General features: G+C 43.2%; 16 protein-coding genes. 10 read left to right on the top strand and 6 right to left on the bottom strand.

The genetic code is table 11. The annotated features are described in order from the left end of the window. Window position 1 precedes the first annotated feature (1 nt). From GUA46_RS14880 to GUA46_RS14860, 5 genes are all read left to right on the top strand, one after another. Window positions 2–1912, top strand: coding sequence for a RagB/SusD family nutrient uptake outer membrane protein (locus GUA46_RS14880; RefSeq protein WP_417943139.1), 1911 nt, complete (start codon window positions 2–4; stop codon window positions 1910–1912). Window positions 1913–2132: 220 nt separating this feature from the next. Beyond that, window positions 2133–3659, top strand: coding sequence for a carbohydrate binding domain-containing protein (locus tag GUA46_RS14875; RefSeq protein ID WP_176621156.1), 1527 nt, complete (start codon window positions 2133–2135; stop codon window positions 3657–3659). Between the two features lie 209 nt (window positions 3660–3868). Beyond that, the gene (locus GUA46_RS14870) at window positions 3869–4984 is read left to right on the top strand and encodes an endo-1,4-beta-xylanase (protein ID WP_176621155.1); all 1116 of its coding nucleotides are present in this window, start codon (window positions 3869–3871) and stop codon (window positions 4982–4984) included. A gap of 19 nt (window positions 4985–5003) precedes the next feature. Further along, the gene (locus GUA46_RS14865; RefSeq protein ID WP_176621154.1) at window positions 5004–7985 is read left to right on the top strand and encodes a glycosyl hydrolase 115 family protein; all 2982 of its coding nucleotides are present in this window, start codon (window positions 5004–5006) and stop codon (window positions 7983–7985) included. A gap of 34 nt (window positions 7986–8019) precedes the next feature. Continuing rightward, on the top strand, window positions 8020–9978 hold the full coding sequence (locus GUA46_RS14860) for a sialate O-acetylesterase (RefSeq protein WP_218109569.1): 1959 nt from the start codon (window positions 8020–8022) through the stop codon (window positions 9976–9978). 83 nt (window positions 9979–10061) lie between these two features. On the opposite strand, the gene GUA46_RS14855 is transcribed toward GUA46_RS14860, so the two are convergent. From GUA46_RS14855 to GUA46_RS14835, 5 genes are read right to left on the bottom strand one after another with little or no spacing between them, the layout of a single operon-like run. Further along, complete coding sequence (locus tag GUA46_RS14855; RefSeq protein ID WP_176621153.1) at window positions 10062–11744, bottom strand: glycoside hydrolase family 43 protein; 1683 nt, start codon at window positions 11742–11744, stop codon at window positions 10062–10064. A gap of 29 nt (window positions 11745–11773) precedes the next feature. Then, window positions 11774–12937 (bottom strand): endo-1,4-beta-xylanase, encoded by a 1164-nt coding sequence (locus GUA46_RS14850; RefSeq protein ID WP_176621152.1) that lies wholly within the window; start codon window positions 12935–12937, stop codon window positions 11774–11776. A gap of 59 nt (window positions 12938–12996) precedes the next feature. Further along, on the bottom strand, window positions 12997–14166 hold the full coding sequence (gene uxuA, locus GUA46_RS14845; RefSeq protein ID WP_218109571.1) for a mannonate dehydratase: 1170 nt from the start codon (window positions 14164–14166) through the stop codon (window positions 12997–12999). Window positions 14167–14191: 25 nt separating this feature from the next. After that, window positions 14192–14932 (bottom strand): SDR family NAD(P)-dependent oxidoreductase, encoded by a 741-nt coding sequence (locus tag GUA46_RS14840; RefSeq protein ID WP_176621150.1) that lies wholly within the window; start codon window positions 14930–14932, stop codon window positions 14192–14194. Between the two features lie 22 nt (window positions 14933–14954). After that, window positions 14955–17138 carry an alpha-glucuronidase family glycosyl hydrolase gene (locus GUA46_RS14835; protein ID WP_417943135.1) on the bottom strand — a complete coding sequence of 728 codons (2184 nt, stop codon included), beginning with the start codon at window positions 17136–17138 and terminating at the stop codon, window positions 14955–14957. A gap of 483 nt (window positions 17139–17621) precedes the next feature. On the opposite strand from GUA46_RS14835, the gene uxaC reads away from it, so the two are divergent. From uxaC to GUA46_RS14810, 5 genes are read left to right on the top strand one after another with little or no spacing between them, the layout of a single operon-like run. Further along, window positions 17622–19052 (top strand): glucuronate isomerase, encoded by a 1431-nt coding sequence (uxaC, locus tag GUA46_RS14830; RefSeq protein WP_176621148.1) that lies wholly within the window; start codon window positions 17622–17624, stop codon window positions 19050–19052. Between the two features lie 39 nt (window positions 19053–19091). Further along, a complete protein-coding gene (locus tag GUA46_RS14825) occupies window positions 19092–19763 on the top strand; it encodes a bifunctional 4-hydroxy-2-oxoglutarate aldolase/2-dehydro-3-deoxy-phosphogluconate aldolase (protein WP_176621147.1) in 672 nt (223 codons plus the stop codon). Next, window positions 19760–20734, top strand: coding sequence for a TRAP transporter substrate-binding protein (locus tag GUA46_RS14820; RefSeq protein WP_176621146.1), 975 nt, complete (start codon window positions 19760–19762; stop codon window positions 20732–20734). Before GUA46_RS14825 ends, GUA46_RS14820 begins: the two co-directional genes overlap by 4 nt. Continuing rightward, entirely contained in the window at window positions 20734–21210 is a 477-nt protein-coding gene (locus tag GUA46_RS14815) for a TRAP transporter small permease (RefSeq protein ID WP_176621145.1), read from the top strand. Before GUA46_RS14820 ends, GUA46_RS14815 begins: the two co-directional genes overlap by 1 nt. Then, complete coding sequence (locus GUA46_RS14810) at window positions 21200–22486, top strand: TRAP transporter large permease (RefSeq protein ID WP_176621144.1); 1287 nt, start codon at window positions 21200–21202, stop codon at window positions 22484–22486. The genes GUA46_RS14815 and GUA46_RS14810 overlap by 11 nt, the downstream gene beginning before the upstream one ends. Here GUA46_RS14810 and GUA46_RS14805 read toward each other — a convergent pair. Then, complete coding sequence (locus GUA46_RS14805) at window positions 22472–23521, bottom strand: LacI family DNA-binding transcriptional regulator (RefSeq protein WP_176621143.1); 1050 nt, start codon at window positions 23519–23521, stop codon at window positions 22472–22474. The genes GUA46_RS14810 and GUA46_RS14805 overlap by 15 nt on opposite strands. Window positions 23522–23657: the final 136 nt, after the last annotated feature.

Genomic DNA, 23657 nt, shown 5'->3' with positions numbered 1-23657 from the left:
GATGAAAAGAAAAAGTATATCAATAGCAATCTTATCCATTGCATTGTTTATAGGATCCTGTACAAAAGATATTATAGAGGAGGAACCAAGAGGTGTGTTCACCCCAGAGTTTTTCTCAACAGAGCTTGGTGTTCAGGGTGGTTTGACCTATTTGTACCAAAACTTAAGGAACGTATATGGCTTTGCCTATTTCCTAAATTTGGGAGAAACGGGAACAGATGAGTACTGCGCTGCACAAAGTGCCGATAATAATTTTTATGACCTTGACCTTGCTGGCCAAGGAAATCTAAGACCTGAAAGCGGTTTTTCCATCGGTACGCCGTGGGGCAATGCTTTCCCGGCCATCAATACTGCCAGCGGAATCATAGAAAACGCAGCAGCCGTGGGCTTGGACGAATCTTTGATCGCAGAGGCCAAGTTTTTTAGGGCGTTCAATTATTTCCTATTGGTTCAAACCTACGGAGGTGTTCCATTGGATCTAGGTTCGGGCGAATTGGCTTTCAACAGTTCCGCGGTCAGGACTTCGGTCCGTAACACCGTCCCAGAAGTATATACCAGGGCTATTTTTCCCGATTTAGAGGATGCCGTTGCCAATTTGCCAGAAAGCCCAAGGTTGACCGGGGCAGTTACCAAAAACGCGGCCCGATTGATCTTGGCCAAGGCCTATTTAACTTACGGATGGTGGTTGGAAAACCCCAACGGTATTCCAACATATCCAGAAGCCCCAAGGACAGACCCGGATGGCAATGGCCCATCATATTATTTCCAACAAGCGTACAATCTAGCAGTACAGGGCATCAATAACCCTGGGCCATATCGCCTATTGGATTATTTCTATGATGTACATGTAGCTACCAACGACCGTCATGAGGAAATGATGTTGTATGCCGACCGTACGGAAGAAAGTCAAATTTACAACGGTGCGGACCTAGGCTTCAGCGGAACCGAAAATCCAGCAAATACAGCTGTTTGGATGGTGACATCCAACTATACGACCATCAGCGTTGATGGTGTTGCTGCAGTTCAACGTGAAGCTGCGCAGAGCTATGGTAGGCCTTGGACGCGTATGGCCCCGCCTATAAGTGTATTCACAGAAACGTTTGCAGAAAAAGATTTGGATTCCCGTTACGATGGTACATTCGTCACCAGTTATCGAGGAAACTGGGATAAAGGGGGAGACCCAAGTCCTACCCTAACCGCGGCCAATGGTTTGGAAATAGCTCCGGGAGATGCAGTGGTATCGTTCTTGGATGATTATGATCCGGCTGTAGACTATAGCGTAAATGGTGGTAATATAGGAGGAGGACAAATTCCTGGAAGGTCGGATTATGTTATCAATCTCAATGAAATTAACAGGAGGTTCTATCCTGGTCTATGGAAATTGGGAACCTACCGTACCGATAATGGTGGAGGCCTAGGATCCCCTAACGGAGCCATCACACGCCCCTTCCCTATTGCCAAATTCTCAGAATTCTATTTAGTGGCAGCCGAAGCAGCTGTTAAAGGGGCTACAGGAAGCTTTACTGCGAACGACCTCATTAATGTAATCCGTGCCCGTGCCGGTATGTGGCGCTTCGATAACGGTGAGCAACAAGAACGTATCGAGGACAACAGTGCCGCTATGGTCGCTGCAACACCCGCCGTAATAGATATCGACTATGTTTTGGCCGAACGTTCGCGAGAATATTTTGGCGAGGGTATGAGATGGTATGATTTGGTACGCACACAAAAATGGACAGAATACGCAAGTTCCTATGAAATTGCAGGAAATGATGCTGCCGACCATAATCCTGAAACAACGAACAGGACCATTGAACCATACCATTACTTAAGACCAATACCACAAGGACAGATAGATGATTTGAATATGTCAGAAGCCGAAAAGGCTGCATATCAAAATCCAGGATATTAAAAATCTAGTTACGTAAAATTCGTAAATAGTTTGAGTTAGTTAGTTTAAAGTTGCATTAAAAAGAGGCGGTCCAATGCGACGGCCTCTTTTAAAAATGCAGATGGCAGAGACCTCAAAATGATAACGATAACAATAGCATAGGAGTATCCATAACATAACTACTATTTAATTCATTTTTAGCGCATAAAACATAAGTTACAACTAAACAAAAACCAAGATCATGTCAAAAACTCTAAAATATTTTAGTAACCTTTTAACCGTTATGGCGATTGTTTTTGCAGCTGCCATGATATCGAGTTGCGAAGAGGATGATTTATCCGCTTCCACGGTAGATGTAACCAGCGTAGAGTCCGAGAATTTTTATCCGGGCGATCAGGTAACCATGCAAGGAAGTAATTTTGAAGCCGTCCTTTTCGTATTTTTAGGAAATAACCAGATTCCCTTTCAATTGGATGGCGATACATTGACCTTTACCCTACCCTCAAACGTGGCCATTGGTGAAGGACTTGTAACATTGGTAATGCCAGATGGTTATATTGTTACCCGAAACATAGAGGTGGTTGCAAGGCCTTTCCCTATTATCTTGGCATTATCTACAAATGCTGCTCCGGAAGGTGCAGAAGTGATTATTAAAGGAACATCCCTCAATAATCTCGAGTCAGTGACTATTGGAGAGGTCGAAGCAAATGTAGTTTCGTCGACAGCAACAGAATTGACGATTACCGTTCCTTCCGGTCTTCAAGAAAATCTTGAAGCGCCGATTACCGTGGTAACATCTGGTGGTGAGGCAACAGCGCCAGGAAAATTTTATGTAGGTGAAAATCTACTTTTAAATGGAGGTTTTGAACTGGGTGATGGAGATGATTTTACCAATTGGTCAAAATTTAACGGTGGCGATGGACTTACGGCAACCAGCGTCGATGGTCAGGCCTATTTCGGCAGGTCCCTACGTGCCTTGGGTGCCGGCGGAGACGCATGGAGAACCCAATTGGCAAGTGATACAGCGCCTTTAGAGGTTGGAGTGGAATACACGCTAACCATGTGGATCAAAGCACAGGCAGGATCCCCTGGCGATGGTGGGAACATTAGATTTTCGACCAATCCGGATGCCCTTTACAGTGGAAACTACGATATAACCACGGAGTGGCAGCAAATTGAGTGGGTATTTACAGCCAACGCCACACCTGCAAGAGCTGTTTTGGACCTTGGGGTAATTGCGGATGCCGTATACTTTATAGACAACGTCACCTTGGTCGCAACCGGCCTTTCAGGACCACAGCCTACGGAAATCTTGCTCAATGGAGGGTTTGAAGAAGGAGATGGCGATGAATTTACCAATTGGAGTAAGTTCAATGGAGCTGATTTGTTGACTGCGACAACAGCAAGCGACGAAGTCCGAAGCGGCGAAAGGGCGCTAAGGGCCGTTGGATTTGGAGGAGATGCCTGGAGGACCCAATTGGCTAGTGATGCAGTTGCAACCGAAGATGGGGTGGAATATACCGCCAGTTTATGGATCAAAGCGGCACCAGGTCCTGGCAATGGAGGTTCCATCAGAATGTCCACCACCGGTAACGGGGATGCACAATATCAAGGTGATGTGACCGTAACCACCGAATGGCAGAAAGTTGAATGGATATTTACAGCAAATAGCACTCAGACCGGCATAGTATTGGACCTTGGATTCACCCTGGATGCAGTTTATTTTATTGATGATGTAAGCCTATTGGCGCCACCACAAGAAGAGTAGGACAACGATGACACGTATACGTTTATAAATTAAAATGAAAAGGCTGTCATTGGGCGGCCTTTCCTTTTATGACCCTAAGGATGATACAATTTGGTTTTCATCAAATTGCAACATGAAAAATTTAAGATCAAAATACACTTTATAAATGCAGTTGATTGCCTTTTGCACATTGATTTATCCAACGATAACCCTAAAATTGATAACCCATTATGAACAAATACTTGACCTTGATTTTGACCATATCGACACTTCTAGGCCAATCCCCTCTATTCGCACAAGCAACAGGCCTCAAAGATGCTTTTAAAGATAAATTCTTGATGGGCGTAGCGGTGAATCGATATCAAATAAACCAAAGCAACAAGAAAGAAACAGATCTGATCACTTCCCAATTCAATGCATTGACCGCAGAAAACGATATGAAGTGGATGCACATACATCCCAAGGAGAATACATTCAATTTTGAACAGGCCGACAAATTGGTGGCCCTGGCAGATGCCAATGATATGTTTGTGATCGGGCACACCTTGGTATGGCATAGTCAATTGGCACCTTGGGTTTTTAAGACAGCAAATGGGGACACTATTGATAATTTGGAATTGACCCATCGGATAGAAAAACATATTTCAACTATCGTAGGTAAATACAAAGGCCAAATAGATGCTTGGGATGTGGTCAACGAAGCTTTGGCCGAAGATGGCTCCTACAGGGAATCCACATTTTATAAAATAAGTGGCGAAACATTCATTGAAAATGCTTTTAGGTTTGCTCATGAAGCGGACCCCGAAGCTGAGTTATATTACAACGATTACAACCTCATCGATGCAGATAAAAGAGATGGCGCCATTCGGATTATAAACCACCTTAAGAGCAAGAACATTAAAATAGACGGGGTCGGCGTCCAAGCGCATTGGAGTTTGGACGAACCCTCCATCGAAGATATCGAGACCGCCATTGAAATGTATGCAGAGACCGGTGTGAAGGTCATGTTTACGGAATTGGATATTTCGGTTTTGCCCAGTCCATGGAACTCGCCGACCGCTGATGTTTCCGTAAGCTTTGAGAACAATCCGGACATGGACCCATACCCCAACGGTTTACCAGATTCGGTTGAGGACCAATTGGCTAACCGGTATGCAGAAATTTTTAAACTATTCAACAAACATTCCGACAAAATTGGAAGGGTTACCTTTTGGGGATTGCACGATGGATTGTCCTGGAAAAACAATTTCCCTATTCGCGGCAGAACGGATTACACCTTGTTGTTCGATAGAGAACTGAAACCAAAGAAAGCATTTCACGCTGTAATACAAACGGTTAATCATTAATTTCCATTCTAAAAGATTCATGAATACAAGAACCAACCTTAGATATCCGAATTTCTTTCACTTATACCCCTTGGTGGTATTATTGTTCCTCTTCTCCTGTAAAGAAGAAACGTTAGAGGCCAATACCGAAACAAACGACATAGAACAAATCCTTACCGTACCCACAGAGGATGCCTTCCCACAAAATTCAATACTTACAACCGAAAAAGAAGAGAATACATTCCCAATTATTGCAAATGGGGTTGCTAGTGACCTTCTTGTTAGCGAGTCCGATTATCCCGGAGTTAAAAGAATTGCCGGGATCTTTCAGAAAGACTTGGGTAATGTCTCCGGCAATGAACCAGAATTAATTTTTGGAAATACCCATCAATCCAATAACCTGATTATCATTGGAACCGTTGGCCAGAGCACAGTAATCGACCATTTGGTCGAAGAAGGCAAAATCGATGTGGCCGAATTGGAAGGCAAGTGGGAACAATTTTCAATCACTCCTGTACAAAACCCCATTGAAGGAGTCGATAACGCCTTGGTGATAGCTGGAAGCGACAAACGAGGGACCATTTTCGGGATGTTCGACCTTTCGGAACAGATGGGTGTCTCGCCTTGGTACTGGTGGGCCGATGTACCTGTAAAGGTCCGAAAGAATATCTACGTAAAGCCTGACACGTACACCTTGGGCGAGCCCAAAGTGAAATATAGGGGCATTTTTATCAATGACGAAGCTCCGGCACTATCGGGATGGTCTTCCGAAAAGTTTGGTGGTTTCAACAAACAGTTTTACGAAAAAGTCTTTGAACTCATCCTAAGGTTAAAAGGAAATTACCTATGGCCGGCGATGTGGGGTAGTTCGCTATGGGACGATGACCCCGAAACTGCGCCATTGGCCAATGAAATGGGTGTGGTCCTGGCCACTTCGCACCATGAACCCTTAATGCGCTCTCATGTAGAATGGAACCGATATGGGGAAGGCCCATGGGACTATGATAAAAACCAGGAAAAACTCCAGGATTTTTGGAGAAAAGGTATGGAACGTACCCAGGGACAGGAAAAAGTGGTTACACTTGCTATGCGTGGAGATGGTGATGAAGCTATGAGCGAGGGAACCAATATTGAGCTTCTAGAAAAAATCGTGAAAGATCAAAGAGAAATCATTAAAGAGGTTACCGGAAAACCTATTGAAGAAACGCCACAAGTATGGGCGCTCTACAAGGAGGTGCAGGAATATTACGATAAAGGCATGCGAGTTCCCGACGATGTAACCCTGTTGCTCTGTGATGATAACTGGGGCCAAGTAAGGGTTTTGCCCGCTTTGGACAGTAAACCTCGTTCAGGGGGGTATGGCATGTACTATCATTTTGACTTTGTGGGTGGTCCCCGTAGCTACAAGTGGTTGAACACTACTCAAATTGAGCGTGTTTGGGAGCAAATGAACCTTACTTATTCCTACGGAGTCGATGAGATATGGTTGGTGAACGTTGGTGATATAAAGCCCATGGAATTCCCCATCAGTTTCTTTTTGGATTTTGCTTGGAACCCAGAATCTTTTTCGGCAGAGCAATTACCAAACTATTACACTATATGGGCCCAAAAACAATTTGGTGCCAAGCATGCCCAAGAAATCGGAGAAATCATCGCGCTGTACACCAAATTTAATTCACGCAGAAAACCAGAGTTGATAGAACCCAACACCTACAGTCTTCAACATTTTAATGAGGCTGAAAATATGGTGGAAGATTATAAAACGCTGGTGGAACGTGCAAAAAAAGTGAAGGAGCAATTGCCCACAGATGCGCACGCTGCATTCTATCAATTAGTGCAATATCCTGTTGAAACCTGTGCCAATTTGAACGAGATGTACGTCGCTGCAGGAAAGAACAGATTGTACGCATTTCAAAACAGAGCGTCGACCAACTTCTACGCTGACAAAACCAAAAAGTTGTTCTTCAAGGATGCCGAATTCACCTCTTATTATCAGGATAGCTTGGCCAACGGTAAATGGAACCATATGATGTCCCAAACCCACATGGGCCATATCAGTTGGAACGACCCGGCATTTAACAAAATGCCCTCGGTATCGTTCATCCAATCTGGAAAGGAAGCCAATTTGGGTTATGTGGTGGAAAATGGCATCAGCAGGTCTCAATGGATGCCAAGCGGTTTGAACAGTCGTAGCTTTTCGACTTTTGACCCTATCAATGATCAAAAATACTATGTTGAAGTCTTCAATATGGGCGAAGAGAAACTGACGTACACCATCACTTCAGAAAACGATTGGATACAGTTGTCCTCAAAGGGCGGGACCATCCAATACGACGAAAAAGTCTTTGTTAGCATTGATTGGAACAAGGCACCCAAAGGAAAAGAGGTAGGAGAAATTGTGATTAAAGCGGACAATTCAGAAGGAGGAACCAAGGTTAGCGTCCCTATCCGCAATAATCTCGCAGAAAACATTAAAGGCTTTGTAGCGAACCAAGGTATCGTGAGCGTGGATGCCGTCAATTATCAGAACGCTAAAGAAACAGCAGAAGTTTCTTGGCAGACCATACCCAATCTCGGGCGCACTGGGTCAGCGATTACCACTATGCCCGCTACAGCTCCCAAACAAAACCCCAACAACGATGGCCCTTATTTGGAATATGAAATATATCTATTGGATTCCGGCACCTATAACCTGACCACATATTTTTCACCTACGCTGAATTTTCAGAAAGACGAAGGCCTGATCTATGCGGTTTCCATTGATGGGGATAACCCAAAAATGATGAACTTGCATAAAGATGCCCTTGCCGCAGATTGGACCTACCCAGAATGGTGGAATGAAGCGGTCAAGGATAACATCATGACACAGTCCGTACTTGAAAAAGAACTTTCGGAAGGGGCACATACCATCAAATATTGGGCCGTGGACCCCGGTTTGGTCTTGCAAAAAATGGTATTACAAAAGGAAGGCGCCAATGCAGAAAGCTATTTGGGCCCTCCTGAAAGTACCCTGATAAAATAATTTTTGAAACAAACAGTACACTAAAACCATAATTGTGAAAAGTAGTAAAGTCTTGGTGGCCCTCATAATATTCATTTGCTCGGTCACCATGGGAATTTCCCAAATAACACTTCCCAAGATTATCACGGACGGTATGGTCCTGCAACGTGATGCAAACATCATGATCTGGGGATGGGCATCACCTAATGAACAAGTGGTTGCCACCTTCAATGGCAAGAAAAGAAAAGCTACTGCAAATGCCCATGGTGACTGGAGCGTAGAATTTCCCAAAATGAAGGCAGGGGGGCCGTATACCATGAAGATTTCAGGGAAGAACGAAATTCTTCTGGAAGATATTCTCATCGGCGATGTTTGGCTCTGTTCCGGGCAATCCAACATGGTACATCAAATGGACATTCATGATGTTACCTACGCCGAGGATATTGCCAATGCCAATTATCCTGAAATACGCCATTTTAAAGTCCCCCGAAAGACAGACCTAACAGGTCCAAGCAAACATCTGGATGGTGGCTCTTGGGAGGTAGCCGTATCCGACGAAGTTCGGCCTTTCTCGGCAGTTGCTTACTTCTTTGCCCGTAAATTGTACAAGAGATATGGAGTCCCCATTGGATTAATCAATGCCAGTGTTGGCGGTACTCCTATCGAGGCATGGATAAACAGGGAAGGGTATCAAAAATTCCCTGAAAAATTAAAAATCATCGAAGAGAACAAGGATACGGCTTTTGTGAACAGTCATTCCATGAACCGCTTTTCTGGAAATCAACAATCTCAAAAACCGAAAGACAAGGGGCTAATTGGCGAAACACCTTGGTACGATGTCAGCTTTGAGCCCAAAAACTGGCGCAGGATCAATATTCCAGGCTATTGGGAAGATCAAGGGGTCAGAGACCTCAACGGTGTGGTATGGTACCGAAAAGAAATCGACTTGCCTCCATCAATGGACGCGGCGGAAGCTACTGTTTTTTTAGGTAGGATTGTAGATGCGGACGAGTTGTACATCAACGGTGAAAAAGTTGGGAAGACTACCTACCAATACCCGCAAAGAAGGTATGATGTACCTGCCGATCTTCTTAAGGCCGGGAAAAACACTTTCGTGATTCGCGTGACCAACAACAGCGGTAAGGGCGGTTTTGTACCGGATAAACCGTATTACATTTTCACCGACAAGGATACCGTAGACCTAAAAGGATACTGGAAATACAAAGTTGGGGAAGTCTATCCACCTATAGCTTTTTCATCCTTTACGCATAATAATGATGCCCCAGAGGAAAGGATCATCAATCCTCAAAATGAACCCACAGCCTTATATAATGGCATGGTCGCTCCCTACACCCAGCTTCCTATTAAAGGGGTATTATGGTATCAAGGTGAGAGCAATGCCGGTAGACCTGAAGAATATTTGGATTTAATGCACGCCCTGATCAATGGATGGAGGGGTATTTACAGGGACCCAGAGCTGCCCTTTATTTACGCCCAGCTTCCCAACTTCGGAGATGTTACCTATTCACCTACGGACAGTAACTGGGCCGAACTAAGGGAAGCGCAATTGCGGGCATGGGACGACGCTAACACAGCCATGACAGTAAACATCGACCTTGGGGAATGGAACGACATCCACCCCGACAACAAGAAAGATGTTGGGGAACGTATGGCTTTGGCAGCCCAAAAAATAGCATATGGGGAAGATATCGTCTATTCCGGGCCGCTCTACCAATCTTCCAAGGTTGAGAACGATAAAATCATCATTTCATTTTCCCATATTGGAGGTGGATTGACCACTGATGATGGTGAGGCCCTTGATAGCTTCGAGATTGCTGGCGAAGACAAAAACTTTGTTTGGGCCAACGCGAAAATTGATGGTGATAAAGTAATCGTTTGGAGTGATGAAGTTCCAAACCCAAAATATGTACGATATGCATGGGCCGACAATCCCGATAATCCGAATTTATACAACAAGGAAGGACTTCCAGCATCACCTTTCAGAACTAAATAGGTTAAATTAGCCAAGGCAAAAAAAAGGGGACATCGATAATGATGTCCCTTTTCTATTTATAAAAAGAATGCTGGAATTTTGCATCAATCCCTAAATACAGGGTCATTACCCGTATATTTTAAATATTCAAAGGAAGCTGAGTTTTCCGACTTCTCCCCGGATGATGTAGCGTACATACCATACAAACAGCCAATGAATCCGCCCGCTACCTTAGTGCTCAAAAATTTGGCGTCCACATTATCCTTCACCAATTGCCAATCTTTGCCATTTACGCAATAGTGGAAGCTGTACGTAGCTCCTTTGGATTCAATAGCTAGTTTAATCTTAGTATCATCAACTTTCAAAGGAAGATTTGCCAGTTCATCCATTTCTCCTTCATCAGGATTGCTCTTATACAGCTGGATAACCTTTTGACCTTCTTTCTGGGAAATTGCCAAAAAATAAAAGTGCTTTTCATTTTGAAAGGCCACTAAACCGGCTTTTTCATATTGAGCTTTCGCATCAAAGTGTATTTGAGTCTCTGCTCTGCTATTTAAATGTTGCTGACGTTTTCCAACAAAGGAAGGGTTTCCATATTCCGTAATGGTCCCGGGCTTTAACTTTAGCACCAAACCTTCTTTTTTGGATATGGAAAACGAACTGCTATCAACAGTTCTCTGAAAGAGTAAGGATGGGTCCAATCCTTTTTTCAGATCCAGTGTATACTCAAAATTACCAGATTGTGGCAAAGCATCTTTCTGGGGCGCTTCCTTGTAATCAAAGTCATACGCATACTTTACTTCCTCTCCGCCCAAATCAAAGTGGGGCCAGTCGTTCTTCCATTCAATCGGGGCAATAAAAGTTTCGCGACCTGTATTGTAATAATCTCCCTCATACGGTCTAACGGCCAAAAAGATAGAATAGGTCTTGCCATCCGGGCCTTCAACAAATTGAGCATGTCCCGTTGAAGTAATTGGGTTGTCCCTCTCCTCTGGCAAATGCCTTTGGGTAAGGATGGGATTGTTCTTGTAGGGAACATAAGGGCCTTGGGGTGATTTGCTCCTGAAAACCACTTCGGAATGGTTGACGGATGTACCCCCTTCTGCAGCATACAGGTAGTACCACCCATTTCTTTTCCAAATGTGCGGACCTTCTATCCATACCGGTTTTGCTGAAATGTCCACTCCCCCGTTCACCAGCTGTATTTCTTCTCCTACTGTTTTCAAGTTTTCATAATCAAACTCATACATTCTGATGGTTCTGTGCCCAGAATATAAGGGCTTCCTATCCGGGGCATCACTATTGTAAATGATATAGGCCTTATCAGTATCCTTGTCAAAATATATGGAAGGATCAATCCCACTTACTTCTGGAAGCAGAACAGGGTCGCTCCATGGCCCGGCAGGGTCCGTCGCCGTCACCACAAAATTGCCCATGTTATCGATATCCGTGCAACTGACATAGAAAATACCTTTGTGATGACTAATGGCCGGGGCAAACAATCCCCGGGTCATCCGTTCGCCCATAAAATCCATTTGAGAAGGGCGGTGGATTACATTTCCTATCTGTTTCCAGTTTTTCAAGTCCTTGCTGTGCATTACCGGAATGCCAGGAAAGTAGGAAAAGGTAGAATTGATCAAATAATAATCGGTATCCACTTTTACAATACTGGGGTCGGGGTAAAAACCGGTCAGGATCGGGTTGACCAATGTAGTGGTCTGTGATTTCGAGGCCATTGGACTCAAAAACAACAAAATTGTGGGTAACAATAAAACTATCTTCTTCATAATTTGGTTATAATGATTCCATGTTTTTATCAAGGTGCCACTCCTTCCAATCCATCGACCAATCCCCTGTGGGTGATTTTGGTATTGAAATCATTATCATACAATAATGGCCAATCGGAACCACCATCGTACAGCCAACTATCTTGATCTCTAACACCCCATATGGTCAAACCAAATTGCTGTGCCTGTGGAACTATGCTGGTGTAATAATATCCGACTCTTTGATACTGCTCTTCTTGGGCTTGGGCCCTTTCCACGGTCAGCTCACTGAGGTCATCACTGTAATTTGCTTTTACATCCAGCTCCGAAATATGGACCAATAACCCCGTATCGGCGATATCCTGGATAGATGTCGGCAAATCCGTTGATGGCCAATCGTGGTTCAGGTGCATTTGCATACCTATCCCGTCGATTGGAATATCATCGGATATAAAGTTGGAGACCATGCTTATAATGGCGTTACGTTTGTCAACCTCTCCAGCTATATTGTAATCGTTGTAGAACAATTTCACATCGGGGTCGGCCTCTCTGGCCCATTGAAAGGCCTTTTCGTGAAAATCCGTACCGATACGTTGAGTGAACAAGGAAGTACGTACAGCGGAACCATCAAAATATTCATTTACCACATCCCAGGATGCTACCACAGGAACTCCGTCACCATCGGTCACTTCAGCAAAATGTGCTACGGTTGCTTTGACATATGCCTCTATCTGGGCTTCAAATTCTTCATCTGTACCTTCAAAAGTGTTCAACCAATTGGGAATGGACGAATGCCAAATCAATGCATGGCCGTGCACTCTAAACCCATTTTCCAGAGCATAGGCAACAATGGCATCTCCGTCGCTAAAATCGTAAGTATCCGGACCAGTGAACATATTGGCCATCTTCATGTCGTTTTCGGCAGTGATGCTGTTGTATTCCTGGTTCAAGATATCCTTAAAAGTGGTGTTACTGGCAGATGTTGAAGCCAATTTACTTGCGGACACTATATTTCCGAGAGGAAAATCTGCAACATCTTTCAAGTTTTGGGTTGCGCTATATAAAAAAGGGTCGCTGTTATCCACTGGTGGTGTTTCGGAATCGGGGTCGGGAGTTTCAGTTGGTCCTCCGACTTGAGGTCCCCCATCGTCCCCAGAACTACAACCTATACACATTGCCAATAGCAAAACAGATATAATCTTCAATAATTTCATTTCAATCGTTGTTTAATTAATATGTGCCTTTAAAGTGGATTCAATGAAGTAGAATGACTTCACTGTTTCGTTTGTTTCAGTTTATGTACAATTCCAAGTTCCAACCCTCTCAATTCTGCCAATCCCTTTAACCTTCCAATTAATGAATATCCCGGGTACTTTTCTTTAGCTTCAAAAGAGTGCAGGAACCCATGGTCGGGGCGCATCGGAAGAGGAGAGTTGTTCTTGTTCATGACCAACAAGAGTTTTTCAATAATTTCTTCCATGGGATTATCCCCGTTCAAATGCTCCGATTCCCTGAACCGTTTACCATCCTCCCGTTTTACATTCCGTAAATGCAAAAAATGAATACGATCTCCGTGCCGATCTATGATCCGTAACAAATCGTTGTTCGGTTGGGCACCTAAGGAACCTGTGCAATAGCAAAGTCCGTTGGCATCAAGTGGAACGGCAGATAAAATATCGGCGAGATCCTTTTCGGTGGAAACCACCCGAGGAAGTCCTAACACGGAGAAAGGTGGGTCATCTGGATGAATGGCCAATTTTATTCCGAGTTCTTCGGCCACAGGTGCTACTTCGGAAAGAAAATGAACCAGATTCTTGCGCAAGGCATCATCATCGATACCCTGATAAGCATTCAATAGATCTAAAATCTTTTCGGGGGTGAAGCTTTCATCACTTCCCGGCAATCCCAACAACACGTTTTTAAAGAGTTTTTCCTTTTCAGATTCGTCCAACGAGTTTCCATAGGTTTTTGCTTCAATCAATTGGTCTTTGGTATAATCGTCCTCTGCACCCGTTCTTTTTAGTAAATACACATCAAAAAATATAAAGGCCACCTCATCGAACAACAATGCTTTTGTCCCATCAGGGTTGACATGGGCATGATCTGTACGCACCCAGTCCAAAATGGGCATAAAATTGTATGCGACCACTTTGATGCCACACTCGTCCAAGTTTTTCAAACTCTTTTTATAGTTTTGGATATATTGCTCGAAGTTACCACCACGTCTTTTTATATCCTCATGTACCGGCAAACTTTCCACTACCATCCACTCCATGCCTTCTTCACGAATGACCTGCTGACGTTCTTGAATATCCTGTACCTGCCATACTTCCCCAACTGGAATCTGGTGCAGAGCGGTAACAATTCCCGCTACCCCACACTCTCTGATATCCCGAAGGGAAACACCATCGTTTGGGCCATACCAACGCATGGTCTGCTGCATTCTGATCATACTCTGTCCTGTATAATTAAAAACCTATACTATTTCCTCCATCAACGGGAAGTACCGTTCCTGTAACAAATTTGGCCTCCTTGGAACACATAAAGAACACGGCATCTGCAATATCTTCTGGAAGTCCCATTTTGCCCATCGGTGTTCTTGAAAAGACCTTTTCCTTTCGTGGTGGGTCGGAATCCAGTGCCTTAGCGGTCATTTTGGTCTTGATAAAGCCCGGAGCGATGCAATTTGTCCTAATGTTAAATTGGGCCAGGTCAACGGCCATTGCCCGTGTCATACCTTCTATAGCGGTTTTACTGGCGGAATACGCCACTACCTTGGGCATACCGTACTGTGCGGCCATGGAACTGATGTTCACAATGCTTCCGCCTCCTGTTTCCTTCATTTTTTTCACCACCTCTCTACTGATGGCAAAAACACTGAACAAATTGGTGTGGAGTATGTTTTCAAATTCGGCATCCGTGACTTCGATAAACTCTTTCTTCATATTAATGCCCGCATTGTTGACCAGAATATCAATCTGCCCTTCCTTATCGAAAATATCTTGGATCATTCCGGGTATTTCATCCAAATTTGTCAGGTCGAAAATCAATGGCATGGCATTGTCCCCTATCTCGGAGCAGGCATTTACCGTGCGCTCCTTTGTCCGCCCAATAACATAGGTTTTAATACCGTTATCGCAGAATTTCTTTGCTGTTGCATATCCCAATCCAGAGTTGCCCCCGGTTACTATGGCTACTTTTTTATCCATTAATTATGTGTGTTGGTAAATTTTAATCCCACTGCGGCCGAATACCGGGTGCATATGGAAATTTCAAAGATTTATAATATTCCAATGTATTTTCCGGGGATTCCATTTCCTTTGGAAAATCCATTTTTGAGAATGTCTGAAAATAGAGCATACATGCATCTCGCCACCATTTGGCCTCTTTGAGCTGTATACCCAATAACATCCTCACTTGATTGTGTCTATATTCATCCACGTAGGGTTTCATGTTTTCCCACGTATTGATCATTTGCTTGACTTGGTCCACCCCTTGCTGGTATTTGATTCCCAAACCGTCCCAGAGCGTTCTTCCGCTCTTCAGCTGATAATCCCATGGCAAATGATGAAACCATAGGAGGTATTCCTCCGGACAGGTTTCAAGGTTGCCAAATTTTTCCTCGAATGCTGGTGCGTATTGGGACAATGCATTACTACCCGTTTTGGTCCTGTCAAAACCAATTCCATCTTCATCCGCTTTATGATAATATACCGGGTTCCACTCCGGGCGGGACAGATTACCGACCCAAGGTCCGGGGCCGTAATGATGGCTGGTATCAAATATATGATGTAATCCCAGTGGATTCATATAGTTGACAACGGCTTCCCTAGATTCCAGCATCATTTTTTTTACGGATTTTATAAACTCTTCGTCATTACTGAAAGTAGTTCTCAACCATTCATCGGCTATTGCTTCCGAGTTCATGGAGGGATCCCATGCCAACCTTCCGAAGCCGTACCAATCTGCCTGACCGAACGGGTGTCCCGTCCAATTGGTATCTGTTCCAATATTGGACACGCCCGCCATTCCGGTTAACTTTTTAGTATTGAGGGAGCCATCGACCATCTTGGCCACCGTGGACCCTTTTCCTTTTTGATAGGTATCGCTCTGAAGTACCTCTTCAAATAACTTGGGGAGATAAACCAAATGCGTGGCAAAGCCCAAATATTCCTTGGTGATTTGAAACTCCATCATAAGTGGAGTATTCGGCATGGCTCCGAACATAGGATGAAACGGTTCCCGTGGTTGAAAATCGATAGGGCCATTTTTCACTTGGATAAGCACATTGTCACGATACTTCCCATCATCTGGAACAAATTCGCTGTACGCTTGTTTGGCCCTATCCTCCGCATCGTGCTCAGAATATACGAAGGCACGCCAGATTACATTTCCTTTGTATGGTGTCAAAGCGTCGGCCAACATGTTGGTGCCATCCAAATGGGTTCGTCCATAGTTTTGCGGTCCGGGCTGCCCTTCAGAGTTTGCTTTCACCAAAAAACCTCCAAAATCAGGAATGCTTTTATAAATTTCTGCAGCCTTGTTCTTCCACCATTGAATTACTTCTTGGTCCAAAGGATCCGCTGTTTCCAAACCTCCTATTTCCATGGGTGCTGAAAAACGGGCCGTGAGATATACTTTTAGGCCATATGGGCGAAAAACTTCTGCCAAGGCCTGCACTTTTTCCAAATATTGAGGGGTTAAAATAAGTGCATTCGCATTCACATTGGTCAATGCTGTGGCATTGATTCCAATTGATGCATTGGCACGGGCATAATCGATATAACGCTGGTCGATATAATCGGGAAGTGTCTGCCAATTCCAAATGGAGAACCCAGAATAGCCTCTTTCTATCGTTCTGTCCAAATTGTCCCAATGGTTCAACATACGGATATCGACTTTTGGGGATTCTTCCAAATTTAAACCTTCCAGTGTTTGATGCATTTTTAGAATGCGTAAAAGGTGAAAAGTTCCATATAACAATCCGATATCTTCCTTGCCTGTAATAACCAAATAGCCCCTCCCACTTTTTTTGATATGCTTTATGATGTAGCCTTCACTATTAAGGTAATCAATATTGATGTCCTCTTTAAAGTCCTTCGGCAAACTACCATATTTGGAAACAACCAATTGATTCCCTGAAGATGGAAGGGAATCGAACCGAATTTCCCTATCCAATAGGCCTCCCAAACCCATTTCCAACTCCATCATTATGGCTTCCATTGTCGCACCACCTTCCTCCATAAAGACACTTTGAAGCTGATTTCGATAAGTTTTTAAGACAGTATCATCTGATATTTTATCGTAATTCAACCATAGCTCATATCCGTTGGACATGGCGAACGACATACTGCCCAGCAGTACAAAAAAGCTTAGGGAAAATGTTTTTTTAAGTCTAAAGAGATGTTTCATCATTTGGAAATTCACAAAAAAAATCGATTAATTGGTTAATCAATCAATTGCGCCCAGTAAAATAAGTAAAAAATTCATAGATTAACAAAATGTTTAACGCAATCGATTGCAAAAATGAAAATTTTTACGAAATTTGGAATCTATTTAAAGAAAAAGTAATCTAAACCAATAAACGATGAAGTCTTCTAAGGTTCACTTATTTTGTTCCCTGGCTTTCTCTATTTTTTCATTGTGCAAGGAGAAAATAAAAGAAATCATGGAACGGGACCTTGAGGGCTATCCAAAAAATATTAATCTAAATACCTCGAAAAATAGTACCTTCACTTTTGAACCCAACGTTTGGCTAATTGTATTCAATATGGGTAAACAGGTTTTTTCACCTGTAAAGCTCGAAGTATATTTTGATGATAGTTCCTCACTAATTGAGGCATGGCAGCCCAGCCAAAACTGTCATCTTAAATTAAACCTTTACTTAGAAACCAACACATGAAGAAATTTATACACGATGACTTTTTGCTGGAAACTGATTACGCCAAGGAGCTATATCATAATTATGCAAAAAATCAGCCTATAATAGACTTTCACTGTCACCTCCCGGTCAACGAAATTGCAGAAAATAAAAACTTTGTCAACATGACGCAGGTATGGATTGAGGGCGATCATTATAAGTGGAGGGCCATGCGAGCCTTGGGCATAGAGGAAAGGTACATTACGGGCAACGCTACAGATGAGGAGAAGTTCCTCAAATGGGCTGAAACCGTTCCATATGCATTAAGAAATCCATTATATCATTGGACCCATATGGAGCTGATCCGGTATTTTGGGGTCGATAAAATACTGTCTCCCAAGACTGCAGCCGAAATCTATTCAATCTGTAATGAAAAATTGGAAAGTCCCGATTTTTCTCCACAGAACCTACTTTATGGGATGAAGGCGGAAGTCGTCTGCACAACGGATGACCCCTTGGATAATCTTTGTGACCATAACCAACTGAGAGAATCGGATTATCCCGTTAAGATTCTACCGACCTTCAGGCCTGATGGATTAATCGATATTGAGAAACATGGTTTTACAGATTACCTATCACGCCTATCCGAAATCACGGACATTGCCATCTCTGATTTTGAATCCCTAAAGGAAGCCATTGGTATAAGGATTGACTTTTTCCATGCCCATGGATGCAGACTTTCCGACCACGGGCTTATCCATGCTTATGGTGAAGCTTTTACCCCAGATCAAATTGATGGGATATTGAAGCTTCGTTTGGAGGGCAAATCGATTACCGGAAAAGAAGTGGCTCAATACAAATCGGCGATCATGCATGCGCTGGGCGAGTTGTACGCTAAGAAAAATTGGGTAATGCAATTGCATTTAGGCCCCATACGGGATACCAACCAGGCCGTTCTTTCCAAAATCGGGATCAATGCCGGAGTAGACAGTATCGGTGACTATCAACAAGCGGAGCATTTGGCCAAATTCTTAAATCATCTGAACAAAAATGATAGCTTGCCCAAGACCATCCTGTATAATTCCAATCCTTCGGACAATGAGGTTTTTGCAACCATGGCCGGTAATTTTACAGGAGAAGGGGTAAAAAGCAAGGTGCAATTCGGGGCCGCTTGGTGGTTTTTGGATCAAAAAGATGGCATCGAAGACCAACTCAACATTCTTTCCAACATGGGATTACTCAGTTGTTCAGTGGGTATGCTCACGGATAGCAGAAGCTTTCTATCCTTTCCTCGTCACGAATATTACAGGAGGGTATTGTGCAACATACTGGGCAACGATCTTAAAGCTGGATTACTACCGAATGATATGGAATGGATAGGACAAATAGTAAAAGACATAACATATAATAACGCCAAGTCATTTTTTCAATTCCCGAGCGTAATGAAAAATGAAAGCGTAAAAACATAAAGGGACTCACAACCCCTGAACTAAACAAACATATTGCACATGAAAAAATACAACCGTCTCGAGGTTTTTAAAACTATGGGGAAGACTGGGTTTGTTCCCTTATTCTACAATTCCGACCCCAAAATGGTACAGCAAGTAGTAAAAGCTTGCTATGATGGGGGCGCTAGACTTTTTGAATTTACCCACAGAGGGGAAAACGCCGAAAAGGTATTTTCTGAACTGGTCACTTTTTGTAATGAAGAGTGTCCGAATATGATTTTAGGCGTGGGTTCCATCACAGATGCCGCTACTGCATCCAACTTCATTAATATGGGCGCTTCATTTGTGGTTACTCCAGTATTCCGCGAGGACATTGCCATCATCTGTAACCGTAAAAAGATTTTTTGGTCCCCCGGATGCGGCACCCTTACCGAAATTACAAGGGCCGAAGAACTCGGTTGTGAAGTGGTAAAATTATTCCCTGCGGAAGTATATGGCCCGCAATTCATCAAGGCTGTTAAGGGACCTCAACCATGGACCAACATAATGCCAACAGGTGGGGTTGACACTACCCGGGAAAATCTGACCGCTTGGTTTGAAGCTGGCGCCATATGTGTGGGAATGGGCTCCAAACTCATAGACAAACAGGCTCTGGTAGAGGGCAACTTTGATTTGATTAAGCAAAAGGTAAAAGATGTTATAAAGATTATCCAAGAGATAAAATCGGTATGAAAACCTGGTTTTTTCTATTTTTTGCTATTTTTCTTTTGAGTTGTCAGGCTGATGAAGAAAATGTAAATTCCATAAAACTGGCACATAGTCTTGGGGTAAAACATCCTGTGCACGAAGCCATGGTCCACATGGCAGATTTGGTCGCAAAAAAATCGGAGGGCAAACTCAAAATTGAAATTTATCCCAGTAGCCAATTAGGTTCCGAGAAACAATCTTTGGAACTACTCCAAATAGGCAGTTTGGGAATGACGAAGGTATCCGCTGCGGTAATGGAAAATTTTTCGCCCGACCTTAAGGTATTGGGATATCCGTATCTATTTGAAGATGATGCACATCGATTCAAAATTTATGATGGTGAAATTGGCAAAGAACTTCTTTCCGGTTCAGAGCAGTTTTGGTTAAAGGGATTGACCTACTTTGATGCCGGAAATCGTTCATTCTATACAAAGGATACCCCAATTGATAGCCCAAAAGACTTGGAGGGTCTTAAATTACGGGTCATGCAAAGTCCCACTGCCATAGAAATGGTAAAGAATTTCGGTGGGTCCCCTACTCCCATTTCTTGGGCGGAACTATACACTTCACTTCAACAAGGCGTCGTGGATGGTGCAGAAAACAACCTTCCCAGTTTTTATACCTCGAAACATTATGAGGTCTGTAAGTATTTTTCCAAAAACGAACATACCTCAATCCCTGATATTTTAGTCATTGGCACATTGACCTGGAACAAGCTGAACGAACAGGAAAAAGGATGGTTGATGGAAGCTGTGGAAGAGGCTACTGTTTTACAGCGAAAATTATGGGAAGATGCGGAACGTGAAGCGTTGACGGAAATTGAAAAAGCGGGAGTTAAAGTTTCATACCCGGACAAGTCTCTTTTTGAGGAAAAAGCTAAACCGATGCTCCAATCCCTAAAAGAAAAAAATGGGCATTTATATGAACTGATACAGGAAATAAAAAACGCTGAATAATGAAAAACCATGTCGATACTTTTTTGGAATGGGCCATGGCTTTTTTGTTGGGTGCTATGGTTTTGGATGTGTTTTGGGGCGTAATCACACGATATCTATTGGAAAGTCAAAGTTCATGGACAGATGAACTTGCCCGTTTTTTACTGGTATGGCTCAGCATTTTGGGGGCCGCTTACGCTTCGGGCAAAAAGCTGCACATCGCCATCGACCTGCTGCCTCAACATCTTAATCAAAAGCAGCAGAATTATTTGGACATCATTATACACTTACTTGTTCTGCTATTTGCTGTGGCTGTTTTTTTGATTGGGGGTATAAGGTATGTCTATATTTCCTTTGCGCTGGGACAGACCTCACCTGCGCTTCAATTGCCCATAGGATTTGTTTATATGATACTGCCCATTTCCGGTGCTTTTATCCTCTATTTTAAATTGTCGGAGCTTTTCATCATCCTAAAAAAATTAAAGAATGGAAATTAGCATACTTATCCTGAGTTTTCTCATTTTGATTTCTATTCGCGTTCCCGTTGCATGGGCCCTTGGGATATCATCCTTACTTACCTTATTGGTGAGTGTAGATACTTTTCCAGCAGTAACCACCATTGCACAGAGACTCGTAACCGGATTGGACAGTTTTTCCATCTTGGCGATACCCTTCTTTATTCTGGCCGGCCATATTATGAACAAGGGGGGCATTGCCGAACGCCTGATTGCTTTCGCCAAAAGTTTAGTGGGTGCGTTGCCCGGCGGATTGGCCCATGTGAACATTGTTGCGGCCATGTTGTTCGGAGCCATCGCAGGCTCTGCCGGAGCGGCAGCGGCAGCCATTGGCGGTTTTATGTCGGAAAAAATGGAAGAATCAGGATACGATAAAGGATTTGGAGTGGCGGTCAATGTTACCTCTGCCACAACTGGACTGATAATTCCACCCAGCAATATTTTTATCATTTATTCCGTAGCCAGTGGTGGGGTGAGTATTGGCGCCCTATTTTTAGCAGGATATCTTCCCGGTATTATCACAGGAATTTTCTTAATGATAGTTGCTTATATCTGGGCCAGAAAAAAAGGATATCCTACCGCGGACCGAAGTTCATTTAAAATGATATTTACTACTTTTTTAAATGCATTGCCCAGTCTTTTCCTATTGATAGTGGTCATCGGTGGTATTGTGGCGGGAATATTCACTGCAACGGAAGCATCTTCCGTAGCAGTCATTTATTGTTTGGTACTGGCCATGATCTACAAGGAAATTTCTATTAAGGATATTCGTCCTATTTTGGTGGAGTCCTCTTCAACCATTGCCATTGTAATGTTGCTCATCGCTGTTTCCATTGCGATGTCGTGGGTGCTTTCTTATGAAAACATTCCGCAAGCGGTCACCCAAGCACTGTTGAGTTTGAGCGACAACAAGATTATGGTTATCATCTTGATCAATATAATTCTTCTTATCGTAGGAATTTTTATGGACATGACCCCTGCTGTATTAATATTTACTCCCATATTTTTGCCCGTGGTGATGGAACTTGGGATAGACCCTGTCCATTTTGGAATTATAATGGTGCTAAATCTATGTATTGGTCTGTGCACACCACCGGTCGGTGCAGTATTGTTCATAGGGGTCGGGGTGGCCAAAACAACGATTCAAAAAGTAGTACGTCCACTGATGCCCTTGTTTTTAGCAATGATTCTGGCTTTGATTTTGGTGAGTATATTTCCAGAGATTAGCCTTTGGCTTCCTAGATTATTCGGACTCTAAAACTTTGGCCTTCTTTAAGGAGGAATCCCTGGCAATTATTTCTGTTCCGAGAACGGTGACTTCAGAAACACCTGTATCATAAGTATTTATGGAATGATCTAATATTCTTTTGGCCGAAATCGCACCCATTTTGCTTGCGGGGTGGGATACGGTAGACAGGGATGGCTGCACAATGGATGCAATGGGGTCATCGTTAAATCCGATTACCGCCAATTGTTCCGGCACATTAACCCCCATTTTCTTGGCACACATAATGGCACTCACCGCAGCGGTATCGTTGGCAGAAAAAATGCCGTCTGGTGGATTGCTCATTTTTAAAAGTTTTTTGGTCGCCTTGTTGCCTTCCTCAAAACTTAAGGTCTTAAAGTGGACTATCAAATTATCCTCAATGGGCAGACCATGTTCACGAAGCGCATCCAAATACCCCTTTTTACGTTCCCGATATACATTTCTATGCTGTGCCCCTGCAAAATGCGCAATTCGTTTACAACCTTGTTCTATCAAATGCTTGGTTGCGGAATAACCCGCGGTGTAGTTATCGATGACGACTTTGTAGGAATTGAAATTATCCGGCACCCTGTCCACAAAGACAATGGGTATGCCCTTGTCCACAAATTTTTGAAAATGGTCCATCTCCACGGTTTCCATGGAAAGTGAAACGATCAACCCAGTAATTCTACTATCGTAAAGTGTGTTGCAATTACTTATTTCGTTCTCATACTTATCGTTGGATTGACTGATAAGCACATTGTGACCGGCTTTTCGTGCAGTCTCTTCTATTCCACTGATCAAAGAAGCCATAAAGGGGCGGTTGATCCTGGAAATGAGTACTCCTATGGTATTGCTTTTATTGTTTCTAAGTCCCGCAGCCAAGTTATTGGGACGATAACCCATCTCTTCAGCAGCCCCTTTGATCAACTTAATGGTTTTTTTACTGATACTTTTATGATTGTTCAAGGCTCTCGAAATCGTCGAGGGTGAATAGTTCAATTCTTTGGCAAGATCGTAGATGGTAACCTCCTTTTTGATCTTCATTGTTCAGATTTCGGTTAGGTTATTCAAGTCGAGGAATTGTAACAGACCTGAGTTTTTATGTTGCTAAATTAACTTTTAGTTTCAGTTTAGTATAATTATTTGAAATCGATTTTTGGATTTGGCGCTATTTAGGCTC

The organism is Flagellimonas chongwuensis (genome assembly GCF_013376415.1).
Lineage (GTDB): Bacteria > Bacteroidota > Bacteroidia > Flavobacteriales > Flavobacteriaceae > Flagellimonas > Flagellimonas chongwuensis.
Note: the sequence above shows the minus strand (reverse complement) of the source record. Positions and strands in the feature narration are given on the sequence as shown.

Excerpts from the sequence above, each read along its gene's own strand:
- GUA46_RS14880 (WP_417943139.1), top strand. The coding sequence starts at position 2 with ATGAAAAGAAAAAGTATATCAATAGCAATCTTATCCATTGCATTGTTT.
- GUA46_RS14875 (WP_176621156.1), top strand. The coding sequence starts at position 2,133 with ATGTCAAAAACTCTAAAATATTTTAGTAACCTTTTAACCGTTATGGCG.
- GUA46_RS14870 (WP_176621155.1), top strand. The coding sequence starts at position 3,869 with ATGAACAAATACTTGACCTTGATTTTGACCATATCGACACTTCTAGGC.
- GUA46_RS14865 (WP_176621154.1), top strand. The coding sequence starts at position 5,004 with ATGAATACAAGAACCAACCTTAGATATCCGAATTTCTTTCACTTATAC.
- GUA46_RS14855 (WP_176621153.1), bottom strand. The coding sequence starts at position 11,744 with ATGAAGAAGATAGTTTTATTGTTACCCACAATTTTGTTGTTTTTGAGT.
- GUA46_RS14850 (WP_176621152.1), bottom strand. The coding sequence starts at position 12,937 with ATGAAATTATTGAAGATTATATCTGTTTTGCTATTGGCAATGTGTATA.
- uxuA (WP_218109571.1), bottom strand. The coding sequence starts at position 14,166 with ATGCAGCAGACCATGCGTTGGTATGGCCCAAACGATGGTGTTTCCCTT.
- GUA46_RS14840 (WP_176621150.1), bottom strand. The coding sequence starts at position 14,932 with ATGGATAAAAAAGTAGCCATAGTAACCGGGGGCAACTCTGGATTGGGA.
- GUA46_RS14835 (WP_417943135.1), bottom strand. The coding sequence starts at position 17,138 with ATGATGAAACATCTCTTTAGACTTAAAAAAACATTTTCCCTAAGCTTT.
- uxaC (WP_176621148.1), top strand. The coding sequence starts at position 17,622 with ATGAAGAAATTTATACACGATGACTTTTTGCTGGAAACTGATTACGCC.
- GUA46_RS14825 (WP_176621147.1), top strand. The coding sequence starts at position 19,092 with ATGAAAAAATACAACCGTCTCGAGGTTTTTAAAACTATGGGGAAGACT.
- GUA46_RS14820 (WP_176621146.1), top strand. The coding sequence starts at position 19,760 with ATGAAAACCTGGTTTTTTCTATTTTTTGCTATTTTTCTTTTGAGTTGT.
- GUA46_RS14815 (WP_176621145.1), top strand. The coding sequence starts at position 20,734 with ATGAAAAACCATGTCGATACTTTTTTGGAATGGGCCATGGCTTTTTTG.
- GUA46_RS14810 (WP_176621144.1), top strand. The coding sequence starts at position 21,200 with ATGGAAATTAGCATACTTATCCTGAGTTTTCTCATTTTGATTTCTATT.
- GUA46_RS14805 (WP_176621143.1), bottom strand. The coding sequence starts at position 23,521 with ATGAAGATCAAAAAGGAGGTTACCATCTACGATCTTGCCAAAGAATTG.